This window comes from Deltaproteobacteria bacterium (assembly GCA_020848905.1).
GTDB lineage: Bacteria > Myxococcota_A > Polyangia.
Genome location: JADLHG010000045.1, coordinates 226,299 through 248,865 on the forward strand (window position 1 = coordinate 226,299; position 22,567 = coordinate 248,865).

Annotated in this window: 17 protein-coding genes; 11 read left to right on the forward strand and 6 right to left on the reverse strand. The window is 69.8% G+C overall.

Annotation, left to right across the window (positions count from 1 at the left end):
• Positions 1 to 6: 6 nt before the first annotated feature.
• The 3 genes from IT371_20855 to IT371_20865 form a co-directional block, all read right to left on the reverse strand.
• Positions 7 to 2,232: a hypothetical protein gene (locus IT371_20855; GenBank protein ID MCC6750129.1), complete on the reverse strand. Its 2,226-nt coding sequence runs from the start codon at positions 2,230 to 2,232 to the stop codon at positions 7 to 9.
• An 18-nt stretch (positions 2,233 to 2,250) separates the two neighbouring features.
• A complete protein-coding gene (locus IT371_20860; GenBank protein ID MCC6750130.1) occupies positions 2,251 to 3,789 on the reverse strand; it encodes a glycine--tRNA ligase in 1,539 nt (512 codons plus the stop codon).
• 112 nt (positions 3,790 to 3,901) lie between these two features.
• A complete protein-coding gene (locus IT371_20865) occupies positions 3,902 to 5,332 on the reverse strand; it encodes an O-antigen ligase family protein (GenBank protein MCC6750131.1) in 1,431 nt (476 codons plus the stop codon).
• A gap of 153 nt (positions 5,333 to 5,485) precedes the next feature.
• Here IT371_20865 and IT371_20870 point away from each other — a divergent pair, with 153 nt between their 5' ends.
• Positions 5,486 to 7,057 (forward strand): right-handed parallel beta-helix repeat-containing protein, encoded by a 1,572-nt coding sequence (locus IT371_20870; GenBank protein MCC6750132.1) that lies wholly within the window; start codon positions 5,486 to 5,488, stop codon positions 7,055 to 7,057.
• 8 nt (positions 7,058 to 7,065) lie between these two features.
• Here the strand turns inward: IT371_20870 and IT371_20875 are convergent, their stop codons facing one another.
• Positions 7,066 to 8,142 carry a hypothetical protein gene (locus IT371_20875; GenBank protein ID MCC6750133.1) on the reverse strand — a complete coding sequence of 359 codons (1,077 nt, stop codon included), beginning with the start codon at positions 8,140 to 8,142 and terminating at the stop codon, positions 7,066 to 7,068.
• A gap of 728 nt (positions 8,143 to 8,870) precedes the next feature.
• On the opposite strand from IT371_20875, the gene IT371_20880 reads away from it, so the two are divergent.
• Genes IT371_20880 through IT371_20890 form a run of 3 tightly spaced genes read left to right on the forward strand, consistent with a single transcriptional unit; the run spans position 8,871 to position 12,834 of the window.
• Positions 8,871 to 9,683 carry a VWA domain-containing protein gene (locus tag IT371_20880; GenBank protein ID MCC6750134.1) on the forward strand — a complete coding sequence of 271 codons (813 nt, stop codon included), beginning with the start codon at positions 8,871 to 8,873 and terminating at the stop codon, positions 9,681 to 9,683.
• A 30-nt stretch (positions 9,684 to 9,713) separates the two neighbouring features.
• Entirely contained in the window at positions 9,714 to 10,925 is a 1,212-nt protein-coding gene (locus IT371_20885) for a hypothetical protein (GenBank protein MCC6750135.1), read from the forward strand.
• Complete coding sequence (locus IT371_20890; GenBank protein MCC6750136.1) at positions 10,906 to 12,834, forward strand: hypothetical protein; 1,929 nt, start codon at positions 10,906 to 10,908, stop codon at positions 12,832 to 12,834. The genes IT371_20885 and IT371_20890 overlap by 20 nt, the downstream gene beginning before the upstream one ends.
• A gap of 30 nt (positions 12,835 to 12,864) precedes the next feature.
• Here IT371_20890 and IT371_20895 read toward each other — a convergent pair whose 3' ends face one another.
• A complete protein-coding gene (locus tag IT371_20895; protein MCC6750137.1) occupies positions 12,865 to 13,293 on the reverse strand; it encodes a hypothetical protein in 429 nt (142 codons plus the stop codon).
• Between the two features lie 61 nt (positions 13,294 to 13,354).
• Between IT371_20895 and IT371_20900 the strand changes: the two genes are divergently transcribed.
• Both IT371_20900 and IT371_20905 read left to right on the forward strand, forming a co-directional pair.
• A complete protein-coding gene (locus IT371_20900) occupies positions 13,355 to 15,190 on the forward strand; it encodes a hypothetical protein (protein MCC6750138.1) in 1,836 nt (611 codons plus the stop codon).
• A complete protein-coding gene (locus tag IT371_20905) occupies positions 15,187 to 16,161 on the forward strand; it encodes a phosphoesterase (protein ID MCC6750139.1) in 975 nt (324 codons plus the stop codon). The genes IT371_20900 and IT371_20905 overlap by 4 nt, the downstream gene beginning before the upstream one ends.
• Here IT371_20905 and IT371_20910 read toward each other — a convergent pair.
• Complete coding sequence (locus IT371_20910; GenBank protein ID MCC6750140.1) at positions 16,113 to 16,517, reverse strand: hypothetical protein; 405 nt, start codon at positions 16,515 to 16,517, stop codon at positions 16,113 to 16,115. The two genes, IT371_20905 and IT371_20910, sit on opposite strands and share 49 nt — an antisense overlap.
• 412 nt (positions 16,518 to 16,929) lie before the next feature.
• On the opposite strand from IT371_20910, the gene nosZ reads away from it, so the two are divergent.
• The 5 genes from nosZ to IT371_20935 are packed head-to-tail and all read left to right on the forward strand — an operon-like array spanning position 16,930 to position 22,484.
• Positions 16,930 to 18,921: a Sec-dependent nitrous-oxide reductase gene (gene nosZ / locus IT371_20915; GenBank protein ID MCC6750141.1), complete on the forward strand. Its 1,992-nt coding sequence runs from the start codon at positions 16,930 to 16,932 to the stop codon at positions 18,919 to 18,921.
• A gap of 1 nt (position 18,922) precedes the next feature.
• On the forward strand, positions 18,923 to 20,266 hold the full coding sequence (gene nosD / locus IT371_20920; protein ID MCC6750142.1) for a nitrous oxide reductase family maturation protein NosD: 1,344 nt from the start codon (positions 18,923 to 18,925) through the stop codon (positions 20,264 to 20,266).
• Positions 20,256 to 21,164 (forward strand): ABC transporter ATP-binding protein, encoded by a 909-nt coding sequence (locus IT371_20925; protein ID MCC6750143.1) that lies wholly within the window; start codon positions 20,256 to 20,258, stop codon positions 21,162 to 21,164. Before nosD ends, IT371_20925 begins: the two co-directional genes overlap by 11 nt.
• Positions 21,148 to 21,633, forward strand: a complete 486-nt coding sequence (locus tag IT371_20930) for a hypothetical protein (GenBank protein ID MCC6750144.1) — start codon at positions 21,148 to 21,150, stop codon at positions 21,631 to 21,633. The genes IT371_20925 and IT371_20930 overlap by 17 nt, the downstream gene beginning before the upstream one ends.
• A gap of 8 nt (positions 21,634 to 21,641) precedes the next feature.
• On the forward strand, positions 21,642 to 22,484 hold the full coding sequence (locus IT371_20935; GenBank protein MCC6750145.1) for an ABC transporter permease: 843 nt from the start codon (positions 21,642 to 21,644) through the stop codon (positions 22,482 to 22,484).
• Positions 22,485 to 22,567: the final 83 nt, after the last annotated feature.

Consider the following 22,567-nt stretch of genomic DNA (forward strand, 5'->3'; position numbering starts at 1 on the left):
CCCTCTCTACTTTCCCGGCCGAGGAAGGCGCCAGGTGCCGGCGCACCAGGTGCCAGCGTACAGAGCGCCGTCGCCGCCGAAGGCCAGGGTGCTCGGGCTGCGGAGCGGCATTCCCGCGTTGAGCGGCTGCCAGCTCGCGCCGCCGTTTCGACTCTCGAGCAGGCCCGAGCTCGCGTCGCACGAGTGCCAGGTGTCGCGCCGCCCGAAGACGAGGTGCTTCGGGTCCTTGGGATCCACCGCTACGGCGATCCCCTGCTCGGCCACCTCGTCTCCCGGGTCAGGAGCCGCGGGCGGTGTGAGGGCCTTCCAGGCCAGGCCGCCGTCGGTGCTGCGGTAGAGGTGCCCGTCGTCACCGGCCGTGGCGTAGAGCGCGCCGCCTCCCTCGACCACGCGCCACACCGTGGAGATCTTCGTCAGCACGCGCTGCCAGTTCTTGCCGCTGTCGGTCGAGCGGAAGAGGCCTTCCTTGAGCGTGCCGGCGAAGAGTCGACCGCTCCCGTCCACGAGCAGCGCCTGGGTGAAGGTGCGGCCCGCCGGCTGTCGCGCGGTGGGCGTAAACCTGCGCCCGCCGTCGGTGGAGCGCAGCACCTGCCCGCCGTCCTGCGTGACGTACACGGTCTGCGGCTGCCGCGGATCCACGGCCAGCCCGACCATCTCCCCCGAGCGCCACCCGCCGTCTTTCGCGCGCGCCCGCTTGTAGACCCGGCGCCAGTTCACGCCGTCGCTGCTGCGGTAGAGCGAGCTCGTCTCCTCGCCCCACGGGTCGGAGGTGGCGTAGTAGACCTTCGAGGCGCCGTTGCCGGCCACTGCGAGGCCCCAGAAGTGCCCGGCCGTCTCCTTGTCGTAGTGCTTGGGGAAGGCCATCTGCCAGGAGCGCCCGCCGTCGGTCGAGCGGGCGATGCCAGCGTCCATGAAGGCCGCATAGAGCGCCTCCTCGGTCGCCCCGGCGTCCACCACGAGGCTCGTGACGCAGGTGTTCTGCGCGCCGCTCACCTTGTCGGCCCACGTCTCTCCCCCGTCGTCGCTGCGTTCGATCCCCCAGAAGTTGGTGTAGTAGAGGCGCCGCGGGTGCTTCCGGTCGAGCGCGATGTACCAGCTCTTGGTCGGGTCGGTGGCCCAGGTGCGAGTGGGGCTCGCGTCGGTGTCGAAGGCGAGCTCTCCCTTGCCCGTCCATCGACGTCCTCCGTCGGTCGTCTTCCACACGTTCGGTTCGTCGTAGGTGGCGAGCACGGCCCAGGCCTCGTCCGGTCGTTCGGGGTGCACGGCCACCGCGCTCACCCAGGCCTCGTCGTTCGCGAGGGGGATTCCGGCCGTGACGCGCTTCCAGCTCCCGGCCCCGTCGGTGCTCTTGTAGACCCCGGCTCGCCCGAGGGCCGCGTAGAGCACGCCCCCCTTGCTCGCGGCCAGAAACTTCACGGTGGCCTGCGCCGGCAGCCCCGCGTTCGCGGCCTTCCAGCTCCCCTTCTCGCCCGACGCGCCGCTCTTCACCACGCCCCCGCCGTCGAGGGCGGCGTAGACCACCTTGGGGTTCGACGGGTCGAAGAGGAGAAACGCCACCGGGGTCGGGTAGGCGCCCTTCGGCGAGTCGTCGTCGTCGGTCGACGTGAGCTTGGCGCGCGTCGTGCCGACCGCGTGGACCTGGTGGAAGCTCTTGCCCCCGTCGGTGGTGCGAAAGATCCCCTTCCGCACGCTCCCGACGAGCAGCGTTCCGCGCGCCGCGGGGTCGGGGGCGATGGCCTCCACCGTGCGCCAGCGCCGGAAGGTGATGCCGACCTTCTGGCTCGCGGGGAGGTGCCGCCACGACGCGCCGCCGTCGGGGCTCAGGTAGAGCCCGGACTTCTTCGCCTCGGGGTTCGCGCCGACGCCCGCGTAGAGCACGTTCGGGTCGAAGGGGTCGATGGCGAACGACGAGACCTCGTGGTTGCCGAGCCCGAGGCTGCGGATCTCCCACCGGTCCCCGTAGTCCGTGCTGCGGTAGACGCCGGCCACGTCGCTCGCCGCGTAGGCGACGCCGTTGCCGCGGGGGTCGAGGTGCACGCTCAGATAGTTCCCCGCCCCGCCGAAGCCCGCCGGAGCCCACCGTCCCCTCGCGTCGGGAGTGGAGTCCGCCCCGGCACGCGCTCTGCCGGGCCCCTTCGGCGCCTCGCCCACGGCGGTCTTCGCGCTGCAGCCCGAGACGAGCGATGCGGCGCAGATCGCGGCTGTCAGGAAGCTCCACCTCTCGCGGACCATGGTCGCTTCCTCCTCGCGCTAAAGGTGCAGCAAGGACTCCACCTCGGCCACCGCGCCATCGATAGAGATCCGACGCTGCGCCATCGTGTCGCGCTCTCGAATGGTGATCGTATCGTTGTCCATCGTCTCGCCGTCGATGGTCAAGCAGTAGGGGGTGCCGATCTCGTCGTGGCGCCGGTAGCGTCGCCCTACCGCGTGCTGCTCGTCGTAGCTGGTGTAGATGCCGCGCGCGAGGAAGGCCTCCACCACCTTGCGCGCCTTCTCCGGCATCCCGTCCTTCTTCACGAGCGGGAGCACCGCCACCTTGATCGGTGCGAGCCGCGGGTGGAGCTTGAGCACGACGCGCGTGGCGTCCTCTCCCTTGCCCCCCTCCACCGGCTCCTCGTGATAGGCGTCGAGCAGGTAGACCAGCGCCCCGCGGGTGGCCCCCGCGGCGGGCTCGATCACGTACGGCACGTACTTCGTCTGCTTGAAGGGGTCGAAGTACTCGAGCCGCGTGCCGCTGTGCTCGGCGTGCTTCTTCAGGTCGTAGTCGGTGCGGTTGGCGATCCCCTCGAGCTCGCCCCAGCCCCACGGATACTCGTACTCGATGTCGAAGCAGGACTTCGCGTAGTGCGCGAGCTCGTCGGCCGCGTGCGGCCGGAAGCGGAATTTCTCCGGGTGATTCGCGTAGCGGCGCCACCAGGCCATCCGCTCGTTCTTCCAGTACTCGCCCCACTCCTCGTCGGTCCCCGGCTCGCAGAAGAACTCCATCTCCATCTGCTCGAACTCGCACGAGCGGAAGATGAAGTGCTCGACGGTGATCTCGTTGCGGAAGGAGCGCCCCATCTGCGCGATGCCGAAGGGGACCTTCATGGACATGGACTGCTGCACGTTCAGGAACTGCACGAACATGGCCTGGGCCGTCTCGGGGCGCAGGTAGACCGAGGCGGGACGCGTGAGCTCCTCGATCGCCGCGCGGAGCTCGCGACCGGCGAGGCCCGCGAGCTTGCCCTGCTCGATGGCGTTCGCGACGTCGCCGAAGGGATCGGTGGCGCCGATGAAGCTGCGGAACATGAGGTTGAACTGGCGCTCGTCGCTGAGGAGCGGCGAGCCGCAGACGGGACAGACGTAGCCCTGCGGTCCGGCCTTCGCCCCCTTCAGGGTGCGTCCGTCGCGCGTGAGCTCGAGGCCGAACTGCTTTTGCACCAGCTCGTGCGCCACCTTGGCCTGACCCTTGTCAGCGAAGGTGATCGGCGCGTCGGTCCCCGGCTCGGCGCGGGGGGCCTTGTCGGCGCGAAAACGCTCCTTGCAGAGCTTGCAGTCCACGAGCGGGTCGGAGAAGCCGGCCAGGTGCCCCGAGGCCTCCCAGACCTTCGGGTGCATGATGATCGACGCGTCGAGCCCAACGACGTTTTCGCGCCGGTGCACGGTGTCGCGCCACCACTCGCCCATCAGGTTGCGCTTCAGCTCGGCGCCGAGCGGGCCGTAGTCGTACGCGCTCTTCAGACCGCCGTAGATCTCGGAGGACTGGAAGACGAAGCCCCGCCGCTTGCACAGCGAGACCATTTTCTGCATCAGATCGGACACTGCAGGCGCTCCTGGTTCCGGGGGGGCGCCAGCATATGCGCTTTGGGGCGGCCTGAGAAGGGCCGGAGCCTCCGGTCCGAGGGCTCGCGGGCCGGCCGCCTTAGCTCATCGTGAAGGAGGCCATGAGCCCGACGTAGAAGAGGCCGAGCACGGCGAAGGTCGCCGGCACGAGCAGGAGGAGGTCCTTGTAGTCGAGGCGCAGCTCGAATTCGGGGAGCTCCTCCTTGGCGGCCCGCATGAGCCCCGTGCTGTAGATCATCGGGACCATCCAGCTCAGGCGATCGTAGGTCGACAGGAAGAAGGTGAGCGAGATGGTGCTCGTGACGTTCGCGCCGAGGAGCCCGGTGGCGAGCTGGTAGTACTTCGCGTTGCCGGCCTCCCTTGCGCGTCGGCGCAAGCGGAAGGCCCCCTTGAAGTTGGCCCACAGCCCGAGCGTGAAGAGCAGGAGCCCCGGCGTGCCGAGCTCCGCGGCCGCGCAGAGAAAGGCGTTGTGCGGGTCGATGACGTGGTAGCGGTCGATCCGGCTGTGGCCGACGCCGAAGATGGGGTAGTGGCTCCAGAGCCGGAAGCCCACCTCCATCGCCTCGCGCCGGAACTCGTCCGAGACGCGCGTGTCGCCCTCGAACTTCTGTTCGTCGCGCACCTTCACCATGTGGCCGGTCAGGACCAGCACGCCGAGCGCCGTCGCCGCGGCCAGCCCCAGGATCACCGCCTTCTTGCCCCAGAGGGCCCAGAGGGTCAGGCCGGCCCCCACCACGAGGGCGAGCTGTCCACCGCGCGAGCCGGTGGCGTAGACGACGGCCGCGTAGAAGAAGGCGAGCAGGGGCCAGACCACCCGGTGCAGCTTGCGCGTCGAGGCCCAGAAGATCCCCATCAGGAGGCAGATGAGAGGCCCCACCGTCCCCGCGAGGTTGTTCGAGTCGTCGAAGACGCCGATCCAGTGCACGCGTCCGAGGTAGGCCGCCACGCCGAACCATCCGCGCCGCTCGCAGCGGTAGAGGCGCGGTCCGATGCCGGGGATCAGCCGCTCCTTGGGCTGATTGTCGAAGCACTGCCGCACGTCCGAGCACGAGCGGCCGTCGAACTTCAGGTTGGCCATGTCGCCTTCGGCCCACTCGGCGCACTGGTAGGGGCCGAAGGTCTGGGGCAGGCCGAAGATGCCCACCACCAGCATGGAGACCATGACCGCGCCGATGAAGATCTTCCAGCGCTTGAGGTTGTCCACGCAGACCATCACGGTCACCACGAAGACGAAATCGCGGAGGAAGTCCGTGGTGAAGATACCCGCGGCCTCACCGAGGCCCGCGTTCACGGCGAGGGAGACGATGGCCCAGAGAAAGAGCAGCCCGAGCACGTAGGCCTGCGACGGAATGCCGAGCTGGATCTTCTTGCGCAGGATCGAGATGCCCACGGCGAGGATCATCAGCGCCGTCGCCACCGGCACGAGCGGCACGCTCTCGAGCTCGGCGAGGAAGTAGTGCGGCGCGATGTAGCGCAGGGCGATAGAGAGGGCGACGAGCGCGATGGCCAAGGAGTTGCTCCGCGCGCAGCATACCGGCCGCGGGCCGAGGGAAGCAACCTGGGCTGCGACGCAGCGCGCGAAGCGAGTTGACACGCCTCAAGTGCCAGCTACCCTGAAGGGTGATTTCATGAACACCCCACCTCATTACTCTTGGGAGGGATCGTGAGACGCGCGGCAGTGCCTGGCGTCCTTTCCCGAACGGGCGTGGTGCTGGCGCTCCTGGCCGGCGTCGGCGGAGGGGCCGCACGGGCCGGCACGTTCTACGTCGGCAAGAGCGGCTGCAGCGACGACGGCCCGGGGTCGAGCGCCCAACCCTTCTGCGCGCTCGGCAAGGCGGCGGGCAAGCTGAAGCCCGGCGACACGCTGCTGGTGAAGGCTGGCACCTGGGGCGAGCGCCTCGTGGTGCCGGTGTCGGGCGCGGCCGGACAGGTGATTACGATCCAGGCCGAGACGTCGGGTGCGGCGATCCTCGACGGCAGCTCGCTCGGTTTCAACGACCAGGGGCTGCTGGCGCTGACGGGGCGGAGCTACGTCACGATCCGGGGCCTGACCCTGAGGAGGTCGCCCTACTTCGCCGCACAGGTGAGCAAGTCGAACAACATCGTGCTCGACAAGCTGCTCGTGGACACCTCCGAGCACGGCGGCATCATCGTCGACCAGGGGTCGGTGGGCGTGACCGTGAGCGGCTGCGAGGTGCGCAACGCGAACGCTTGCGGCGCCGACTGCGCGGCGCACGAGGCGGTCAGCATCAGCAACGCGTCCGAGTTCATCGTGGCGGGGAACTTCGTGCACGACGGGGCGGAGGAAGGGATCGATCTGAAGGACGGGTCGAAGAACGGGCAGGTCTACGGCAACACGGTGAGCGGGATGGGGGCGGTGGGCATCTACCTGAACCACGTCACGGGCGCTCGGGTCTACGGTAACCGGGTGCGCGCGAACAAGGCGAGCGGCTTCCAGATCTCCGTCGGAGACTCGGCCACGGGGACGAGCCGGACCGAGAACAACGCGATCTATCAGAACGTCGTGGACGCCAACACCTACAACGGCGTGGAGTTCTGGTCCGCGGGCTCGGGGACGATGGGCGACAACAGGATCTACAACAACGTCTTCTATCAGAACGCGCACTACGGGGTGCAGCTCTCGAACAACACCTCCAAGGTGACCGGCACCATCGTGCGGAACAACATCTTCGTCGGGAACAAGCAGGGCGGCATCGACGGCTCGGCGGCCAGCACCAGCACGATCTCGAACAATCTCTTCGGTGGCGGCAACGGCCCGACGGGCGGCGCGCCGGTGAGCGGGGATCCGGGCTTCGTCAACGTGGGCCAGGGGGACTTCAAGCTGCTCGCGGGGAGTCCGGCGATCGACAGGGGCTTCGAGATGGGGCTGCCCAAGGTGGGCGCGCCCGATATCGGGGCCTTCGAGTTCGGGCTGTCGTCGACGGTGCCCGGGGCCGATGCGGGCGTTCTGCCGCCCCCGGCCGGTGACGGTGGCCCTGGACCTGGCCCTGGACCCGGTCCGACGCATGATGGCGGAGGCGTACCTGCCGGAGACGGCGGAGGGGCGCGCGGCGACTCCGGGGCTGCGTCGAGCGGGCTCTCGCGAAACCAGCTCCTGGGGGGCTGCGCGGTCGCGCCGGTGCTCGGGAGCTTGCTCGTGCCGCTCGCGCTGCTGCTCCTGCTCGTGGCGCTACGCTGGCCACGCGGGCGTCGCCGAGCGGCAGCGAGGCGCTAGCTACGGTCCTATTGGAGCGGTGCGCCGGCCAGCTCCTCGAGCGTCGGCACCTGCAGTCGGAGCAAGGTCACGTCGTCGTTGCGCATGCGGCCGGCGGTGCGCTCGCGCTCTACCAGCTGGGTCAGCGCCTGTTCGCTCTCGAGGCCCCAGAGCTCGCGGAAGGGGTCTTCCCCCGCCTCGTGACGGCGCAGGACCCATTGGCCGAGCGCATCGGTGGCCAGGAAGAAGCGGTCTCCCGGCTTCGCGGTGCCGCCGAGCCAGCGCCACGCCTCGGCCCGGTGCCGGTCGGCCCGCGTTGAGATCAGCACCGGCCCGTTGTCGAACTGCTCGGCCCGCTCGAGCGGAAACGAGGTCAGGAGCTGTCCGTCGCGCAGGGTAAAGAGCATGCTGTCCCCCACCGCGAGGGCCCGCCAGGGCACGCCTCCGCCGGGGCGGGGCGCCTGGAACTCGAGACCGAGGAGCGCGGCGAACGAGCCGCCGGCGGCGCGCTCGGCCGCGAACCAGGGCACTCCCGGCTGCGCGAGGCGCTGCTGCACGCGCGCGTTCCAGCTCGCCTGGTGGGGTGCGATCCACCCCGCGGTCCCTTCGGGCTGGTTCGCCGCGGGGGGGGCCTCGGTGTAGCCCTTGACGAGCTGATCGGCCCACCAGCTCGCGTACGAGCTGTCGGTCGCACCGTCGGAGATGGCGAAGCGCGCTCGCTCGGGGGCGGCGAGGTGCGCGTCCTCGTACTCGTTGCGCGAGTTGCCGTGCTTCTGCAGGCCGAGCGAGACGACCTTCCAGAGGGCCCCCGGCTCGAGGGCGAGCGGTGCCGCTTCGCGCGCGGCGTCGTGCGCCCCCACTCGCCGCTTGGGTGTCGGCGCGACGAGCGGCGGGACCGCTGGCCTCTCGCCGGCGGGTGCGAGGGGCCGCAGGGTCGGGCCGTGCGGTCCCGTGACCGGCTCGGGGCCGAAGACCATCGCCTCCCACCGCAGGTAGGCCTCCCGGACCTGTTGCCGCAGGGAGGGCTGACGACGGCGCCCCCCCTCGGCGACCGGGGTGAAAAGCAGCGCGGAGGTGAGCAGTAGCAGGGTGTGAATCGGTTTCATGAGCGCCTCTCCTCGACCGCCGAAGCGGTCCACGTCCGCCCTTGAGCAAGAACGAGGCCTGCGACCACGTCCGTCGCTTTCGGCGGCTCCCCGGCCCTCGGCTCGCGCGATCTCGACGAGGATTGCGGCGCGCGGCGCGTGCGGTCGTGCGAGCTGCGCGTGGCGTGCGCACTCCGCGGCTTCGAGCGCAGGGGGCGAATCGAGACACGCTCTGCGAGGATTGGAGACCTCTCCTGTGAAGATGTTCACATCCTCGATCTCGAGGGCCAGCTCTCTCCCTTTGCCGCGTGCGGGTTGCATCGGATCGCCGCGTGGCCCGCTCTCTGGCCCCCGAGAACGACGACGCTCTTCGAGGATGAGAGCTCGCGCCTGTGAAGTAGTTCTCACCTCGCGTCGGCCTCTCTTATAGGAAGGCGCTCCACCAAACCTCCGATGGAACGGCGCTTGCTCTCGGGGCGCATCGCTCGCCGCGAAAGAGCGCGTGACGCTCGCGGCCCGATCGCAACCGAAGACCCACGGAGGAGGCACTTATGTTCGCTACACGCATCGCACGCACTGGAAAGACCATGGCCCTCGGACTCGCGCTGGCGCTCAGTGCCGCTGGCGTCGCTCGGGCGCAGAGCCGTCCCGCGGAAAAGGTCGCCACCGGGCGGGTGGGGACCCGCGGTGCGGCGCAGGGGTATCGCGCCGAGATCAGCCGCACGAACCCCGCGCTGCTCGTCGTCAAGATGGACCTCTCGGGCTCGATGGGGCACGCCTGGGGTGCTGCAGCGGGCAAGAGCAAGGCCGACGCGGTGGCCGACACCGTGAACCGCACGCTGCAGAACCTGGTCATCCGCTGCGCCAAGGGGAACGGCGAGCAGGAGGAGGTGCGCAACTACTTCGAGGTCGTGGCGTGCGGCTACCGGACGGACAACGCCGGCAACGCGGTGGTGGGGCCGATCCTCGGCGGCGCGCTCCAGGGGCGCGACGTGGTGCCGATCGCCGAGATCGCGGCCAACCCGGTGCGCGTCGAGGACCGCATGCGCAAGGTGCCCGACGGGGCGGGTGGCCTGGTCGAGCAGAACTTCCGCATGCCGGTGTGGGTGGACCCGACGGCCAACGGCGGCACCCCGATGGTGGCCTCGATGGGGTGGCTGCACGGACGCGTTTCCGAGTGGGTGCGAGCCAAGCCGACCTCCTTCCCGCCCGTGATCATGCACATCACCGACGGCGAATCGACCGACGGCGACCCGCGACCGGCAGCCGAGCAGCTCAAGCAGGTGCGGACCAACGACGGCAACGCGCTGCTCTTCAATATCCACCTCTCGAGCGGCGCGGGCGTGCCGATCCTCTTCCCCTCGAACCGCGACCTCTTGCCCGACGAGTTCTCGAAGCAGCTCTTCGACATGTCGAGTCCTCTGCCTCAGAGCATGCGGCAGCAGCTGATGGACGCCGGCTACGGCATCGACGAGCACGCGCGCGGCTTCGTCTACAACTCGGACCTCGTCGAGCTGATCAAATTCTTCGACATCGGCACGCGCCCGGCAAATCTCCGCTAGCCGGAGCGAGGAGCACGAGGAGGCAGAGCGATGACTTCGTACGCACCCACCGCCCGCCGCGCGGGACCTTGGCCCTCGGGCCGGTTCGAGGCCGCACCGCGCGGGCTGAGGCACGGCGTCGCTCTGCTCGTCGTGCTCCTCGGCGCCGGGCCGGCGTTGGCGCAGAACTGGATCGGACAGCGGCCCGTCGTCGCGCGACGCAAGGTGGACTGGCCGCTGGCCTCGGATTTTTCCGACGCGCTCCAGAACCCGCGGAGCGCCTTCCGCGTGCCCGCGCTGCAGCAAGGAGCGCCGACGCGTAACCCCTACGGGCTGCCCATCGCCATCTCGGGGGCCTTCGCGAGCGTCTACAAGGTGAAGTGCGGGCAGCGGGCCTACGCCGTGCGGTGCTTTCTCTCCCCGGACGCCGAGCGGCAGCAGCGCTATCAGCAGATCTCGGCGCACCTCGCGGCGGCGCGGCTGCCCGAGCTGGTCTCGTTCGAATACGTGCGCGAAGGGGTGCGCGTCCGCAACGGCTGGTACCCGATCGTGCAGATGGACTGGGTGACGGCCCGGACGCTCGATCGGCACGTGGGGGAACGTGTGGAGCGTGCCGACAGCGCGGGCCTCGAGCGGCTCGCGGAGGAGTTCCGCAGCCTGATGCGCCGGCTACGGGACGCGCGCATCGCGCACGGGGACCTGCAGCACGGCAACATCCTGGTCGAGGGACAGAACCTCCGCCTCGTGGACTTCGACGGCATGTTCATCCCGGCGTTTCAGGGGCGACGTGCTACCGAGCTCGGGCACCCGCACTACCAGCACCCTGGGCGGGGCGGAGAGCACTTCGACCTGGACCTCGACAACTTCTCGTCGATCGCGATCTACCTCTCGCTCAAGGCTCTGGCGGCGGATCGAGGCCTCTGGCGCTTCAACACCGAAGAGAACCTGATCTTCACCAGGGACGACTTCGCGAATCCCGGTCGGTCGCCGGTCTTCGCCGCGCTCGCGCAGAGCGCGTGTCTGCCCGTGCGCGCGCTGGCGGCGCGTCTCGCGGAGCTCTGTCGCGGGCCGCTCGCGCAGGTGCCGACTCTCGAGCAGGCGCTCGGGGGCTTCGCGGCGGTGGGCCCTGCCGCGCCGCTCGGCGCCTGGTGGAAGGGGCAGGGGGCTCAGGCTGCGCCCGCGCCCGTGGCGCCGGTCCAGGCGGGGCCCGTGGATGCAGACTGGTGGCGACAAGGAAACGGCCATGGACCGAAACGACCGTGACCGAGGGCGCGCCTCCGGAGCGAGGAGCTCGTATCGACGCGCCGTTGCGTGGGCCCTGTTCGTGTCGAGCGGGCTTCTCTCGGGCGGTCGCGCCGACGCCCGCGTCCAGGGTGGCGCGGGCTGGCCCGTGGCCGCACAGTTCTTCGAGGCGGTTCAGACCCCGAACCTGGCCTTCTCCGACGGTGCGCTCGCCGCAGCGCAGGTCCGGCAGGGGCGACACGGCCTCCCGTGGGTGGCCTCGGGCAACTTCGCGAGCGTCTATCGACTGGTGGGTGCAGTCGGGAGCTACGCCGTGCGCTGCTTCCTCCGCCCGGAGGCGCAGCGGGAGGACCGCTATCGCCGCATCAGCGAGGAGCTCGGCCGGCGGCAGCTTCCCCTGCTCGCGGGCTTCGAGTACCAACCCGCGGGGCTGCGGCTCGGCGTCGAGAGCTTCCCTCTCGTGAAGATGGACTGGGTGGAGGGGGTGCCGCTCGATGCCTTTGTCGGGGATTGCGCGAGGCGTCGGGATGGAGCGGCCCTCGACCAGCTCGCGACGCGCTGGTTCGGCGCCATGCGCGAGCTTCGAGCGGCGGGGATCGCCCACGGCGACCTCCAGCACGGCAACGTGCTCGTGGAGCGCGACGGAAGGCTCCGGCTCGTCGACTACGACGGCATGTACGTGCCGTCGATGCGGGGCCTGCGCGCGGTGGAGCTCGGGCATTCGGCGTACCAGAGTCCGCGGCGCCGCGCGTCCGACTTCGGCCCCGAGCTGGACCACTTTGCGAGCCTGGTCATCTATCTCTCGCTCCGCGCCGTCGCGCAGGACCCGGGCCTCTTCACGGCACACCATACCGGCGACAACCTGATCTTCACGCGAGGCGACCTGAGGGCGCCCGGCGGCTCGCGCCTGCTGGCCCGCCTCGCTGAGAACCCCTCGCGCGAGGTCCAGGGCCTGGCCCGGCTCCTCACCGCGCTCGCCCCGCTGCCGCTCCACGCGCTGCCGCACCTGGAGGAGCTCGTCGACGAGCGCGGGGTCCTGCGAGCCGGTGTGCTCGCTCGCTTCGGCGCGGAGGAGGCCGCTGCCGCGCCGCCTCCTGTGGCTCCGGCGGGGAGCTACCGGGCAGAGATCAGCCGGCGGAACCCCGGGCTCGTGTTCTTCGTGCTCGACCGCTCCACCTCGATGCGGCACCCGATGGCGGGGGACGCCGCGGGGCGGTCGAAGGCCCAGGCCGCGGCCGACGCGGTGAATCGTCAGCTGCAGTCCCTGACGGTGCGCGCCACCAAGGGCGAGGTGGTGTGGAACTACTACTCCGTCGGCGCGCTCGCCTACTCCGGCCTAGAGCGGGCGCTCCTCGAGGACGCCCTCCCCGCGGTCGGACAGGGGGTCGGGCTGCTCGCGCCGATCGGCCAGCTCGCCGGGGCGCCCCGCCGCGTCCGACGCGATGCCCAGGGGCGGGCGCGACCGGAGTGGGTCGAGCCGATCGTGCAGGCTGGGACCCCCATGCGAGCCGCGCTCGGACGCGCGCGAGAGACCGTGGCGGAGTGGGCCCGCACGCACCCGAGCGCCTACCCGCCGATCGTCGTACACGTGACCGACGGGAGCTCCACCGACGGTGACGCGCGCGGCGAGGCGGCGGCGCTCCGCCAGGTAGCCACGGCCGACGGGGCGGCCCTGCTCTTCAACGTCCACGTCTCGCACGCCGGAGGCGGCCGCCCGATCCTCTTCCCCGAGACTTCCGACGACCTCCCCGACGATCACGCGCGCCGGCTCTTCGAGATGTCGAGCCCCTTGCCGCCGCATCTCATCGCCGCTGCGCGCGCGGTGGGACTCGCCGTGGGCGATCGCGCGCGCGGCTTCGCCTATAACGCCGACCTCGCCGCGCTCACGAGCTTTCTCGACCTCGGTACGCGCCCGGCGAATCTGGAGTAGTGGCCACTTTCCCGACGGAGTGGCGGCCGCTCAGGCCTCGGTGGGCAGCGCGTCGATCTCGATGATCTCGCCCGCACCGCCGAGGAGCCCGTCGGGCTGCCGCACCAGCACCTCGCCTGCCCAGTACATGACTTCGTCTTGAATGCGGAAGTCTGCCCGGATCAGCGACCGCCCGAGCGACAGCACCAGCGTCGGTCCGTCGAGCCACCACCGCCCGGCCCGCGTCCCCACGCGTTCCTGATCCAGACAGCGCGTGCGCAGCTCGGCGAGCCCGCCCTCCGCCAGGTGGATCCAGACGTTGGCCGGAACCAGCCGACCTCTGACGGTGACGAAGCGTTCCCCCGCGGCCCAGGCCCCGGTGACCTGCACCGCCAGCTTCTCGTAGACGTCGCTCGGCGGGAGGCCCCGCGGCGCTTCCGAAACCGAGAGCAGCGAGAGCTGGAGCGCGGCAGCCGACATACCACGATCTTACGCGCGTGCTTTGTCGGGTCAAAAAATTGGGGTAGATCCTGACATCGGCATGCACGGACAGCGACTAGTGCGGGTGGACCTGGCCACTGGCGGCCACGAACTCGGCGAGCTCGAGGGCGGGCCGCACTACGTCGGCCCCGTGGAGCGCGCGCTGGCGCTCTCCCCCGAGGAGGACTGGACGGTGCTCGGGCACGGACCCCTCGGCGGGTCGGCCGTGCCCGGCGCGAACCACCTCACCCTCGTCGGTCGCTCGCCCAGCTGGGGCGCGCTCTGGCCCGCGACGCTGGCCGGCGCGGGGCTCCCCTTCGACGCCCTCGGGGCAGGCTCTCTCGAGCTGCGGGGGCGAGCCGCGAGCCCATCGGTCCTGCGCGTCGTTGCACGAGGCGGTGCGCTTTCCGTCGAGCTCAGACCCCAGGCCCCCGGCGAGGCCTGGCGCGCGGGCGGCGCTGCGGGCCTCCTCGCAGCGCTCGCGGAGCACCATGGCACGGGTCTCTCCTCCGAGCGCATCCTGGCGGTCGGTCCGGCGGCGGCGTGCACGCCCTACGGAGCCCTTCTCTCGATCGTGAGGACGCCCGCGCGTCTCGGCGCCGCGACCTGGGTGCGGCACGGTGGCTTCGGCTCGCGCTTCTTCCGGACGCACCAGCTCGTCGGGATCGTGCTCGCCAGCGACCGCTCCGAGGTCGAGCTCCTCGGTCGCCCGGTGGAGGCTGCCCGCCGGCTCCTCGGCGCCGGGCTCTCGCTGGCGGAGCTCGACGCCTCGGGCGGTCTTCCGTTCGCGCCCGAGCTCCTCGCCGCGGGGAGTCTCGGCCGGGGCCTCCTCGAGCAGGGACGCGACCTCCTCTTCGCGAACGCCTCGTCGATCCACCTCGGTCTCGAGGGGCGCGAGCGCTTCTTCACCGAGGTGCTCTGGCCCGCGGGGGTGCGTCCGCTCCTGGAGGCGCTCGCCGCGCGCGGAGCGCACCTGACCTGCGGCGCGCCGTGTCCCGTGGCCTGCTTCAAGCAGCTCGACGGGCAGACGCTCAGCTTCGAGGCCTACGCCGCGCTCGGCGTCGGGCTCGGGATCGTGACGCCGGAGGCCGCGCTCCCCCTCATGGCGCACGCCGAACGCCTGGGGTTCGAGGTCCTCGGTCTCGGCGGACTCCTCGGCTGGCTGATGGAGCGCCTGGTCCTCGGTCTGCTCGAACCGGGCACGCTCGGCCTCCGCGAGCGCCCGCGGTGGGACTTCCGCCGCTTCGACGCCCAGGCCGATTCCGCGCACAACGCGGCGATCGCGCGGCACCTCGTGGACGGGCTACTCGCGGAGCCTTGGGCCGTCCCGCTGGGCGAGGGCCTGCGCGCGGCCGCTCGACGCTCCGACGCGGCCTCCGCTTCGCTAGCGGTCTATCTGGCGCGTGGAGATGCGGGCGAGGCGCCGCCGCTCCCCGCGTGGAGCCTCGGCGGGCTCTTGCCTCTCGCGGTCCCCACCGAGCACCACGGCCTGCCGGCGACGCACTTCGTGCCGCCGCGAGAGCTCGGCCGTCGCGCCGCCGCACGCATGGTCTCGGCGCTGATGCTGCAGAATCTCGGCGTCTGTCGCCTGCACCGGGGATGGGCCGAGGAGCTCCTGCCACAGATCGTGGACGAGCACTACGGCACGCGAACAGATTGGCTCGGCCTCCACCGTCGCCTCGCGCACCGATTGCATCGCGAGCGGGCGTCGCGCTTCTGGGAGAGCGACCGGCTCGTGGAGCTGGTGGAGGGCTTCCTCGTGCGCGCTCTCCACCGCGGGCCTCCCGACGGGGAGCTCGACTTCTGGGTGCGGCGGTTCCGGCACGACCGACCCAGCGCGGCCCGGGCCCTGTGGGCCGAGCTCAACGCCGGGCTCACGGAGTACTTCGGCGCATGACCACGCTCCAGATCCTCTACCACGGGCACTGTTTCGACGGCGCCGTCTCCGCGGCGCTCTTCACGCGCTTCTACCGGCTGCAGGTCGATGCCGCCGCGGCGATCTCGTACCGACCGATGGCGCACGGTCAGGGAGACCCCTACGGTCCGGATCACGACCGGACCTTCTCGGCGGACGAGAACGTGGTGGTGGACTTCCGCTACTCGCCCTCCTCTCGTCTGACTTGGTTCTGCGACCACCACGAGAGCGCGTTTCTGTCGCCCGCCGACCGCGAGGCCTACCTGGCCGCGCCCTCGCCGAGGAAGTGCTTCGATCCGACCGCGCCTTCGTGCGCCGGGCTCCTCGCGCGGTTTCTCGCCGAGCGCCACGGCTTCGACGCGCGGGCGGTGGCCGACCACGTTCGCTGGGCCGACCTCATCGACGCCGCGCGCTTCGAGAGCCCCGCGCAGGCGGTCGAGCTGGCCGAGCCCGCGCTTCAGCTGATGGCGCTCCTCGAGTCGGGACCCTCGGACGCTCTGGTGAACGCACTCATTGAGGGACTCTCCGAGGGGTCGATTGCCGAGGTGCACCGTCGGCGCGAGGTCCAGGAGGCGCTCCTGCCGGTGCTACTCGCTCAGCGTGAGACGCTCGACCTCGTGCGGGCGCGGCTCGAGCTGGACGGAGGCGTGGCCTACTTCGACCTGAGCGAGGACGGCGTGACCGGCTTCAACAAGTTCATTCCCTATTACTTGCACCCGGAGACGCGCTACACGGTGGGCCTGACCGCGGGCGCGCGCCGGGCCAAGGTGTCGGTGGGGAGCAATCCCTGGAGGCGTCCCGAGCCTCTGACCAATCTGGCCGAGCTCTGCGGTCGCTACGGCGGAGGTGGGCACCCCGTGGTTGCGGGGATCTCCTTTGCTCCCGAGGAGCGAGCCCGCGCGCGTCAGGCGGCGCTGGAGATCGCGGCGACGCTCCGCGAAACCAGGCGCTGACGCCGTGCGCGACCGGCGGCCTTGAGCAGGGTGGCCGGCGTGAACGGCTTGGGCAGGTAGCCGTCCAGGCTCCGGCCGGCGCGCTCTGCCACGGCCTGCCATTTCTGACTCGACGCATAAACGAGGACCGGGAGCTGACGCGCTGCGGGGTGAAGCCGCACGGTCTCCCAGAGCGGCTGGGCCCCCGACGCCGCGCTCGAGGCTTCGAGCACCAGACAGTCCGGCGTCTGCTGAGAGAGCGCCAACCACAGCTCCGCCGGGCCGTCCACGAAACGCAGAGTTAGGCCCAAGCCCTCGCTTTGACTGCTCAACCACCTTCGCACCAGCGGGTCTCGCTCCGTGATCAGTAGCAGCATGTCGTTGCCTCCGGTCCCTGTGTCTTTGGTACCAAGAGGCGATCGCATGGTCAAAAAAATGTTTTGGATCCTACATGTGCGATCTTTGGCGATCAGATCGCACCCGCGGTGTCGACTCCGCCCTCCCGCATGCGCTCCGTCTAGTGAGTGCCAATGCGGCACGCCGTCGCAGGCAGCAGGGCAGGGAGCGGTTCATCCTGGCCCGCTGCCCGTGCCGGGTAGCGCCGGGGCTTTCGGCGCCGCGCCGCCCACGGCTACAAGTGCATGAGATCAGCAATAAAATATGCGTCTAGGCGCTTCTCGGCGCAAGCCGAGCCTGGCACATGCCTTGCTCGCGTCTTGACGCGCCACGCGAAGCATGGCGTAAATGCGCATCCGAAGGCGAAATCACAACTGTTTCCTGGAGAGTGACATGAGAGCGCCTCGTAATCACACCTTCCGAGTCGTCGTCGCAGCGCTATTGCTGCCCGCCGCAGGGGCCCTCGCGGGCTGCGCCTGCGGGGACCAAAAAGGGGGAACGGATCCGGGTAAGGCGGGAGCCGGCGGTGCCGCGAGCATCACGGATCTGATGAAGGCGCGCGGCCTGACCGAGGCGGACGTCTCGGCCGCGCTCAAGACGTACACACCCACCGGCAAGAAAGACGAGTACATGATCTTCGCCTCCGGCGGTCACGGCGGGAACGTGATCGTCATCGGCGTGCCGTCGATGCGCATCCTCAAGTACATCGGCGTCTTCACGCCAGAGCCCTGGCAGGGCTACGGCTACGGGGACACGGCCAGCGAAGAGGTCCTCAAGGGCGGAATGCGCGCCGGTCACAAGATCACCTGGGGTGACATGCACCACCCGGCGCTCTCGGAGATGAACGGCGACTACGACGGCAAGTTCCTCTTCGTGAACGACAAGGCCAACCCGCGGGTGGCCGTGGTCAACCTCGAGGACTTCACGACGGTGCAGATGGTGGCTTCCGAGCTCACCCAGTCCGATCACGGCGCCACCTTCGTCACGCCGAACACCGACTACGTGATCGAGACCTCCCAGTACCCGGCCCCGCTCGGCGGCGGCTACGCGCCCGTGGAGCAGTTCAAGGAGAAGTACCGGGGAGCGGCGATCTTCTGGAAGTTCGACCGCACCAAGGGCCGCATCGACCCGGCCGCCTCGTGGGCCATCGAGCTGCCCCCGTACATGCAGGACCTGGCCGACTCCGGGAAGAAGGTCTCCGACGGCTACTGCTTCATCAACTCCGTCAACACGGAGATGGCGACGGGCGGAAATCTCGAGGGCAAGCCCCCGCTCGAGTCCGGCGCCTCGCAGAACGACACCGACTTCCTGCACGTCATCAACTGGAAGAAGGCCGAGGAGCTCGTGAAGGCTGGCAAGACCAAGACCATCGTCGGTATGAGGGTCCTGCCGCTCGACGTGGCGGCGGCGGAAGGCGTCCTGCACTTCGTTCCCGAGCCCAAGAGCCCGCACGGCGTGGACGTCTCCCCGTCGGGTGAGGACATCGTGGTGGCCGGCAAGCTGGACACCCACGGCACGGTCTACAGCTTCGAGAAGATCAAGAAGCTCATCACCGAGAAGAAGTACCAGGGCAAGGACCCCTTCGGCGTGCCGATCCTGGCCCTGAAGGACGCCATGCGCGGGCAGGTGGAGATCGGGCTCGGTCCGCTTCACACCCAGTTCGACAACAAGGGCAACGCCTACACCTCCGTCTTCCTCGAGACCACCGTCACGAAGTGGAGCCTGAAGGAGCTGAAGGTGATCCAGAAGGTCAAGACCCACTACAACATCGGCCACCTCGTGGCGGCCGAGGGCGACACCGTGGACCCCGACGGCAAGTACCTCGTGGCGATGAACAAGTGGGCCATCGACCGCTTCGCGAAGGTGGGGCCGCTCCTGCCGCAGAACTTCCAGCTCATCGACATCGACGCGCCGAAGATGCAGCTTCTCTACGACATGCCGATTCCGCAGGGTGAGCCGCACTACGCGCAGATGATCAAGATGGACAAGCTCAAGCCGATCGAGATCTATCCCCCGGGGACGGAGCCCATCTCCGGCAAGAAGTCCCCGAACGCGGTGGAGCCGAAGAAGGAGCGGGTCGAGCGCAAATCCGACGGCGTTCACGTCTATATGACGGCGATCCGTAGCCATTTCACCCCCGACACCGTAAAGGTGAAGCAGGGGGACAAGGTGCACATCCACCTGACCAACCTCGAGCAGGCGTATGACGCGACCCACGGCTTCACCATCGGCTCCTACAACGTTCACGCCTCGATCGAGCCGGGCGAACACGTGGACATCAGCTTCGTGGCCGACAAGTCGGGCGTCTTCCCGCTCTACTGCACCGAGTTCTGCTCGGCCCTGCACCTGGAGATGGCGGGCTACTTCCTCGTGGAGCCCAAGTAGGGTGCAGCTTCCGCTCCTCTCCCTCGTCGTTCTGGGGGCGGGGAGCCTCCTCCCCTTCGCCGGCTGCCACGCACAGGCGGCCGGCGAAGACTCTCACGGCGTGGGCCAGTTCCGCGTCGTTCCCCCGCCCGCGCGACCGTCGAGCTGTACGGCGGTCGCGGCGGGAACCCCGCTCCAGCCACTGCTCGCGCGACTCCCGGCGGGAGCCGCGCTCTGCCTGGCCGACGGGCAGTACCGCGGCCCCTTGCGCATCACCCGGCCGGTTACCCTCTGGGGCAAGCGAGGCGCGGTCATCCGCTCGGACGGCATCGAAGGCACGACCATCGCCGTGCGTGCCGCGGGCTCGAAGCTCCTCGGCTTCACCGTGGATGGGAGCGGCCCGCGCTACGACCGCATGGACGCTGCCGTGCTGATCGAGGCCGACGACGTGCTCGTGCACGGGCTGAACGTGGTCAACGCGCTCTTCGGCCTGCTCGCGCACAAGTGCAACCGCGCCGTCCTGCGCGGCAACGAGGTGTCGGGTAGCACCGAGGGCCCCATCGGCATGCGGGGGGACGGGATCCGGCTCTGGGAGGTGCGGGACTCGCTCATCGAAGGGAACGCGATGCGGAACAGCCGGGACCTCGTGATCTGGTACGCGCCCCGGAATCGCATCCTCGGCAACCTCGTGACCCACAGCCGCTACGGCACGCACTTCATGTACAGCCACGACTGCGACGTGGAGGACAACCGCTTCGTGGACAACGTGGTGGGCATCTTCGTCATGTACAGCCGCAAGATGACCCTGCGGCGGAACGTGCTCGCCCGGGGGACCGGCGCGGCAGGGATGGGCCTCGGGCTGAAGGAGGGCGGGAACATCGTGGCCGAGGACAACCTGATCGTCGGCAACACGGTGGGGCTGTACGTGGACACCTCGCCCCTGCAGAAGCACGAGCACAACCGATACGCGCGGAACACGTTTCGCTTCTCCGACGTCGCGGTGATGTTCCACACCGACTCGACGCAGAACACGTTCGAGGAGAACACCTTCGCCGACAACGACGTGCAGGTGCAGCCGCAGGGGGGCGGCGACGCGCGCGGCGTGACCTGGAGGAGAAACCGCTTCGACGACTACCAGGGCTATGACCTGGACGGCGACGGCTACGGAGACGTGCCCTATCGCCTGCAGAGCCTGTCGAACGAGCTCGTGGGCCAGTACCCGAACCTGGCCTTTCTGCGGGGCTCGATGGCGATCGGCATGATCGACGCCGCGAGCCGGCTCATGCCGCTCTACCAGCCGAAGGTGATTCTCGAAGATCCCAGGCCGCGGACGGGGCCCGTGCGGAGGACCTGCCGTGCGAATTGAAGGGAAGGGGCTCATCAAGCGCTTCGGCCGCGTCGAGGCGCTGAAGGGGGTCGACCTGCAGGTCGAGGCCGGGCAACGCGTGGCGCTCATCGGCCCCAACGGGTCGGGCAAGTCGACCATGATCCGCGCGGTGATGGGGCTTTTGCGCTGCGATGAAGGGGAGCTCCTCCTCGACGGGAAGCGGGCCCTGAAGGCGCGCGCCGAGCTGGCGCCGCGCATGGCCTATGTGCCGCAGATCGCCCCGCAGCTTCGCGCCACCGTGCGGGACGTGGTGGGGGCCACCGCGCTCGTGCGGGGCTTCGACCCGGTCGCCGTCTACGAGGTGGCGAAGGAGCTCGGCCTCGACGTCGGGCCGCTGCGAAAGCGCGCCTTCCGGGACCTCTCGGGGGGGATGAAGCAGAAGCTCCTCATCGCGCTCGCCTTCGCGGCGCCGGTCTCGCTACTCATTTTGGACGAGCCCACGGCGAGTCTGGACCCGGGTTCGCGGCTGCACTTCTATACGCTCTACGAGCGGGTGGCGGCGGGGACCACCGTGCTGCTCTGCTCGCACCGCCTCGAGGAGATCCGGCACCTGGTCGACCACGTGGCGGTCCTCGACAACGGCTGGCTCGCCGAGCAGGGACCGGTAGAGCGCTTCCTGGACGTGCGGGCGCGCAGCCTGGTCGAGGTCCAGCTCCGGAACGGCCGCCAGAATGACCGCCACGCGGAGCGGCTCGCCGCGCTCGGCTTTCGTCCCGCCTTCTCGGGGTGGTGGGTCAAGGACGCGGCCCGCCCCGAGAAGATGTCGCTCCTGGCCACGCTGCACGCGGAGCTCGGCGAGGAGCTGCTGAACCTCATCGTCCGCGACCTCGAGACGGTGGACGTTCCCACCGGAGGGTCCCATGATCGATCGGCCTGACCGCCGCGCGCGGTGTGGGCGCCTCTCGGCGCTCGTGCTCGTCAGCGCGAGCCTGACCGTGCTCGGCTGCAAGAAAGCCCCCGACGGGCCCGCCCCCGTGGTCTGGGACAAGGAGGCCTGCGGCTACTGCAAGATGCACGTCGGAGATCGCGCCTTCGCCGCGCAGCTCCAGCTCGAGGGGGGCCAGGTGCTGAATTTCGACGATCCGGGGTGTCTCTTCAAATACCTCCACGAGAAGAAGCCTCGGGTCCATGCCACCTACTTTCGGCACCACCAGAAGGACGCCTGGCTGGCCGCGAGCGAGGCCGGCTTCGTCGCGGTGAAGGCGAGCCCGATGGGGTTCAACGTGGGGGCCGTGGAGAAGGGCGCTGCTGGGGCCTTCCCCGTGGCCGAGGCGCAGCAGCGGGTCACCGGCGGGAAGAGCCCTTCGACCGGCGCGCCCCCCGCCTCCGGACACGGCACTCACTGATGGGGACCATGGACCGCACCCGACGTGCTCTCTTCGCCGTGATCCGGCTCGAGTTGGCGGAGGTCCTGCGCTCGCGCTGGCTGCTCTTCTGCGTGGCAGTCTACGGCATCCTGGCGCTCGTCTTCGTGCTCGTGGGTCTCAAAGAGTCCACCGTTCAGGGCTTCACCGGCACGAGCCGCGTCCTGCTCTCGCTCTCGCACGCGCTGCTCGTGCTCCTGCCGCTCATGGCGCTCACGGCCACGGGACAGGTGGTGAACCACGCGCGCGACGACGGGACGCTCGAGCTCCTCTTCAGTCAGCCGATCGGGCGCGGGGCCTACCTCGCGGGCGTGACGCTCGTGCGCTACGCGGCCCTCGTGCTGCCGCTCGGCCTGCTCATGTTCGGGGTCGGGCTCTACGGCTGGATCGCCTATCGCGAGGCCATCTCGGCGGGTTTTCTGGCCCGCTGCCTCGCCGTGAGCGCGACCCTGCTCTGGGCCTTCGCCGGGCTCGGAGTGTTGGTCTCGACGGTGGTCCGCAACCAGGCCAAGGCCATGATCTACCTGCTGCTGCTCTGGGTGGGGGGCGTGGCGCTGCTCGACTTCGCGCTGTCGGGGCTGATGCTCCAGTGGCAGGTGGAGCCCCGGCTGGTCTTCACCCTGGCGGCCTTGAACCCGGTGCAGGCGGCGCGCATGGCGCTTCTCTCCGCGGTGGACCCGGAGCTCTCGGTGCTGGGTCCGGTCGGCTTCTACCTCGCAAATCAAGTTGGCGCGACGGCGCTGCTTCTGTTAGGTCTCGTCTGGCCCCTGCTCGTCGGGTGGGGGGCCTTTGGAGCCGCGCTCTGGCGGTTCCGTCGAGGGGACGTCGTCTAGCAGAACCTTCACGACGTTGGGCGGGCTCTAACAATGGGGATGGGTCACCGAGGTAGCGGTAACGAACCCCGACGCGAGGTCAA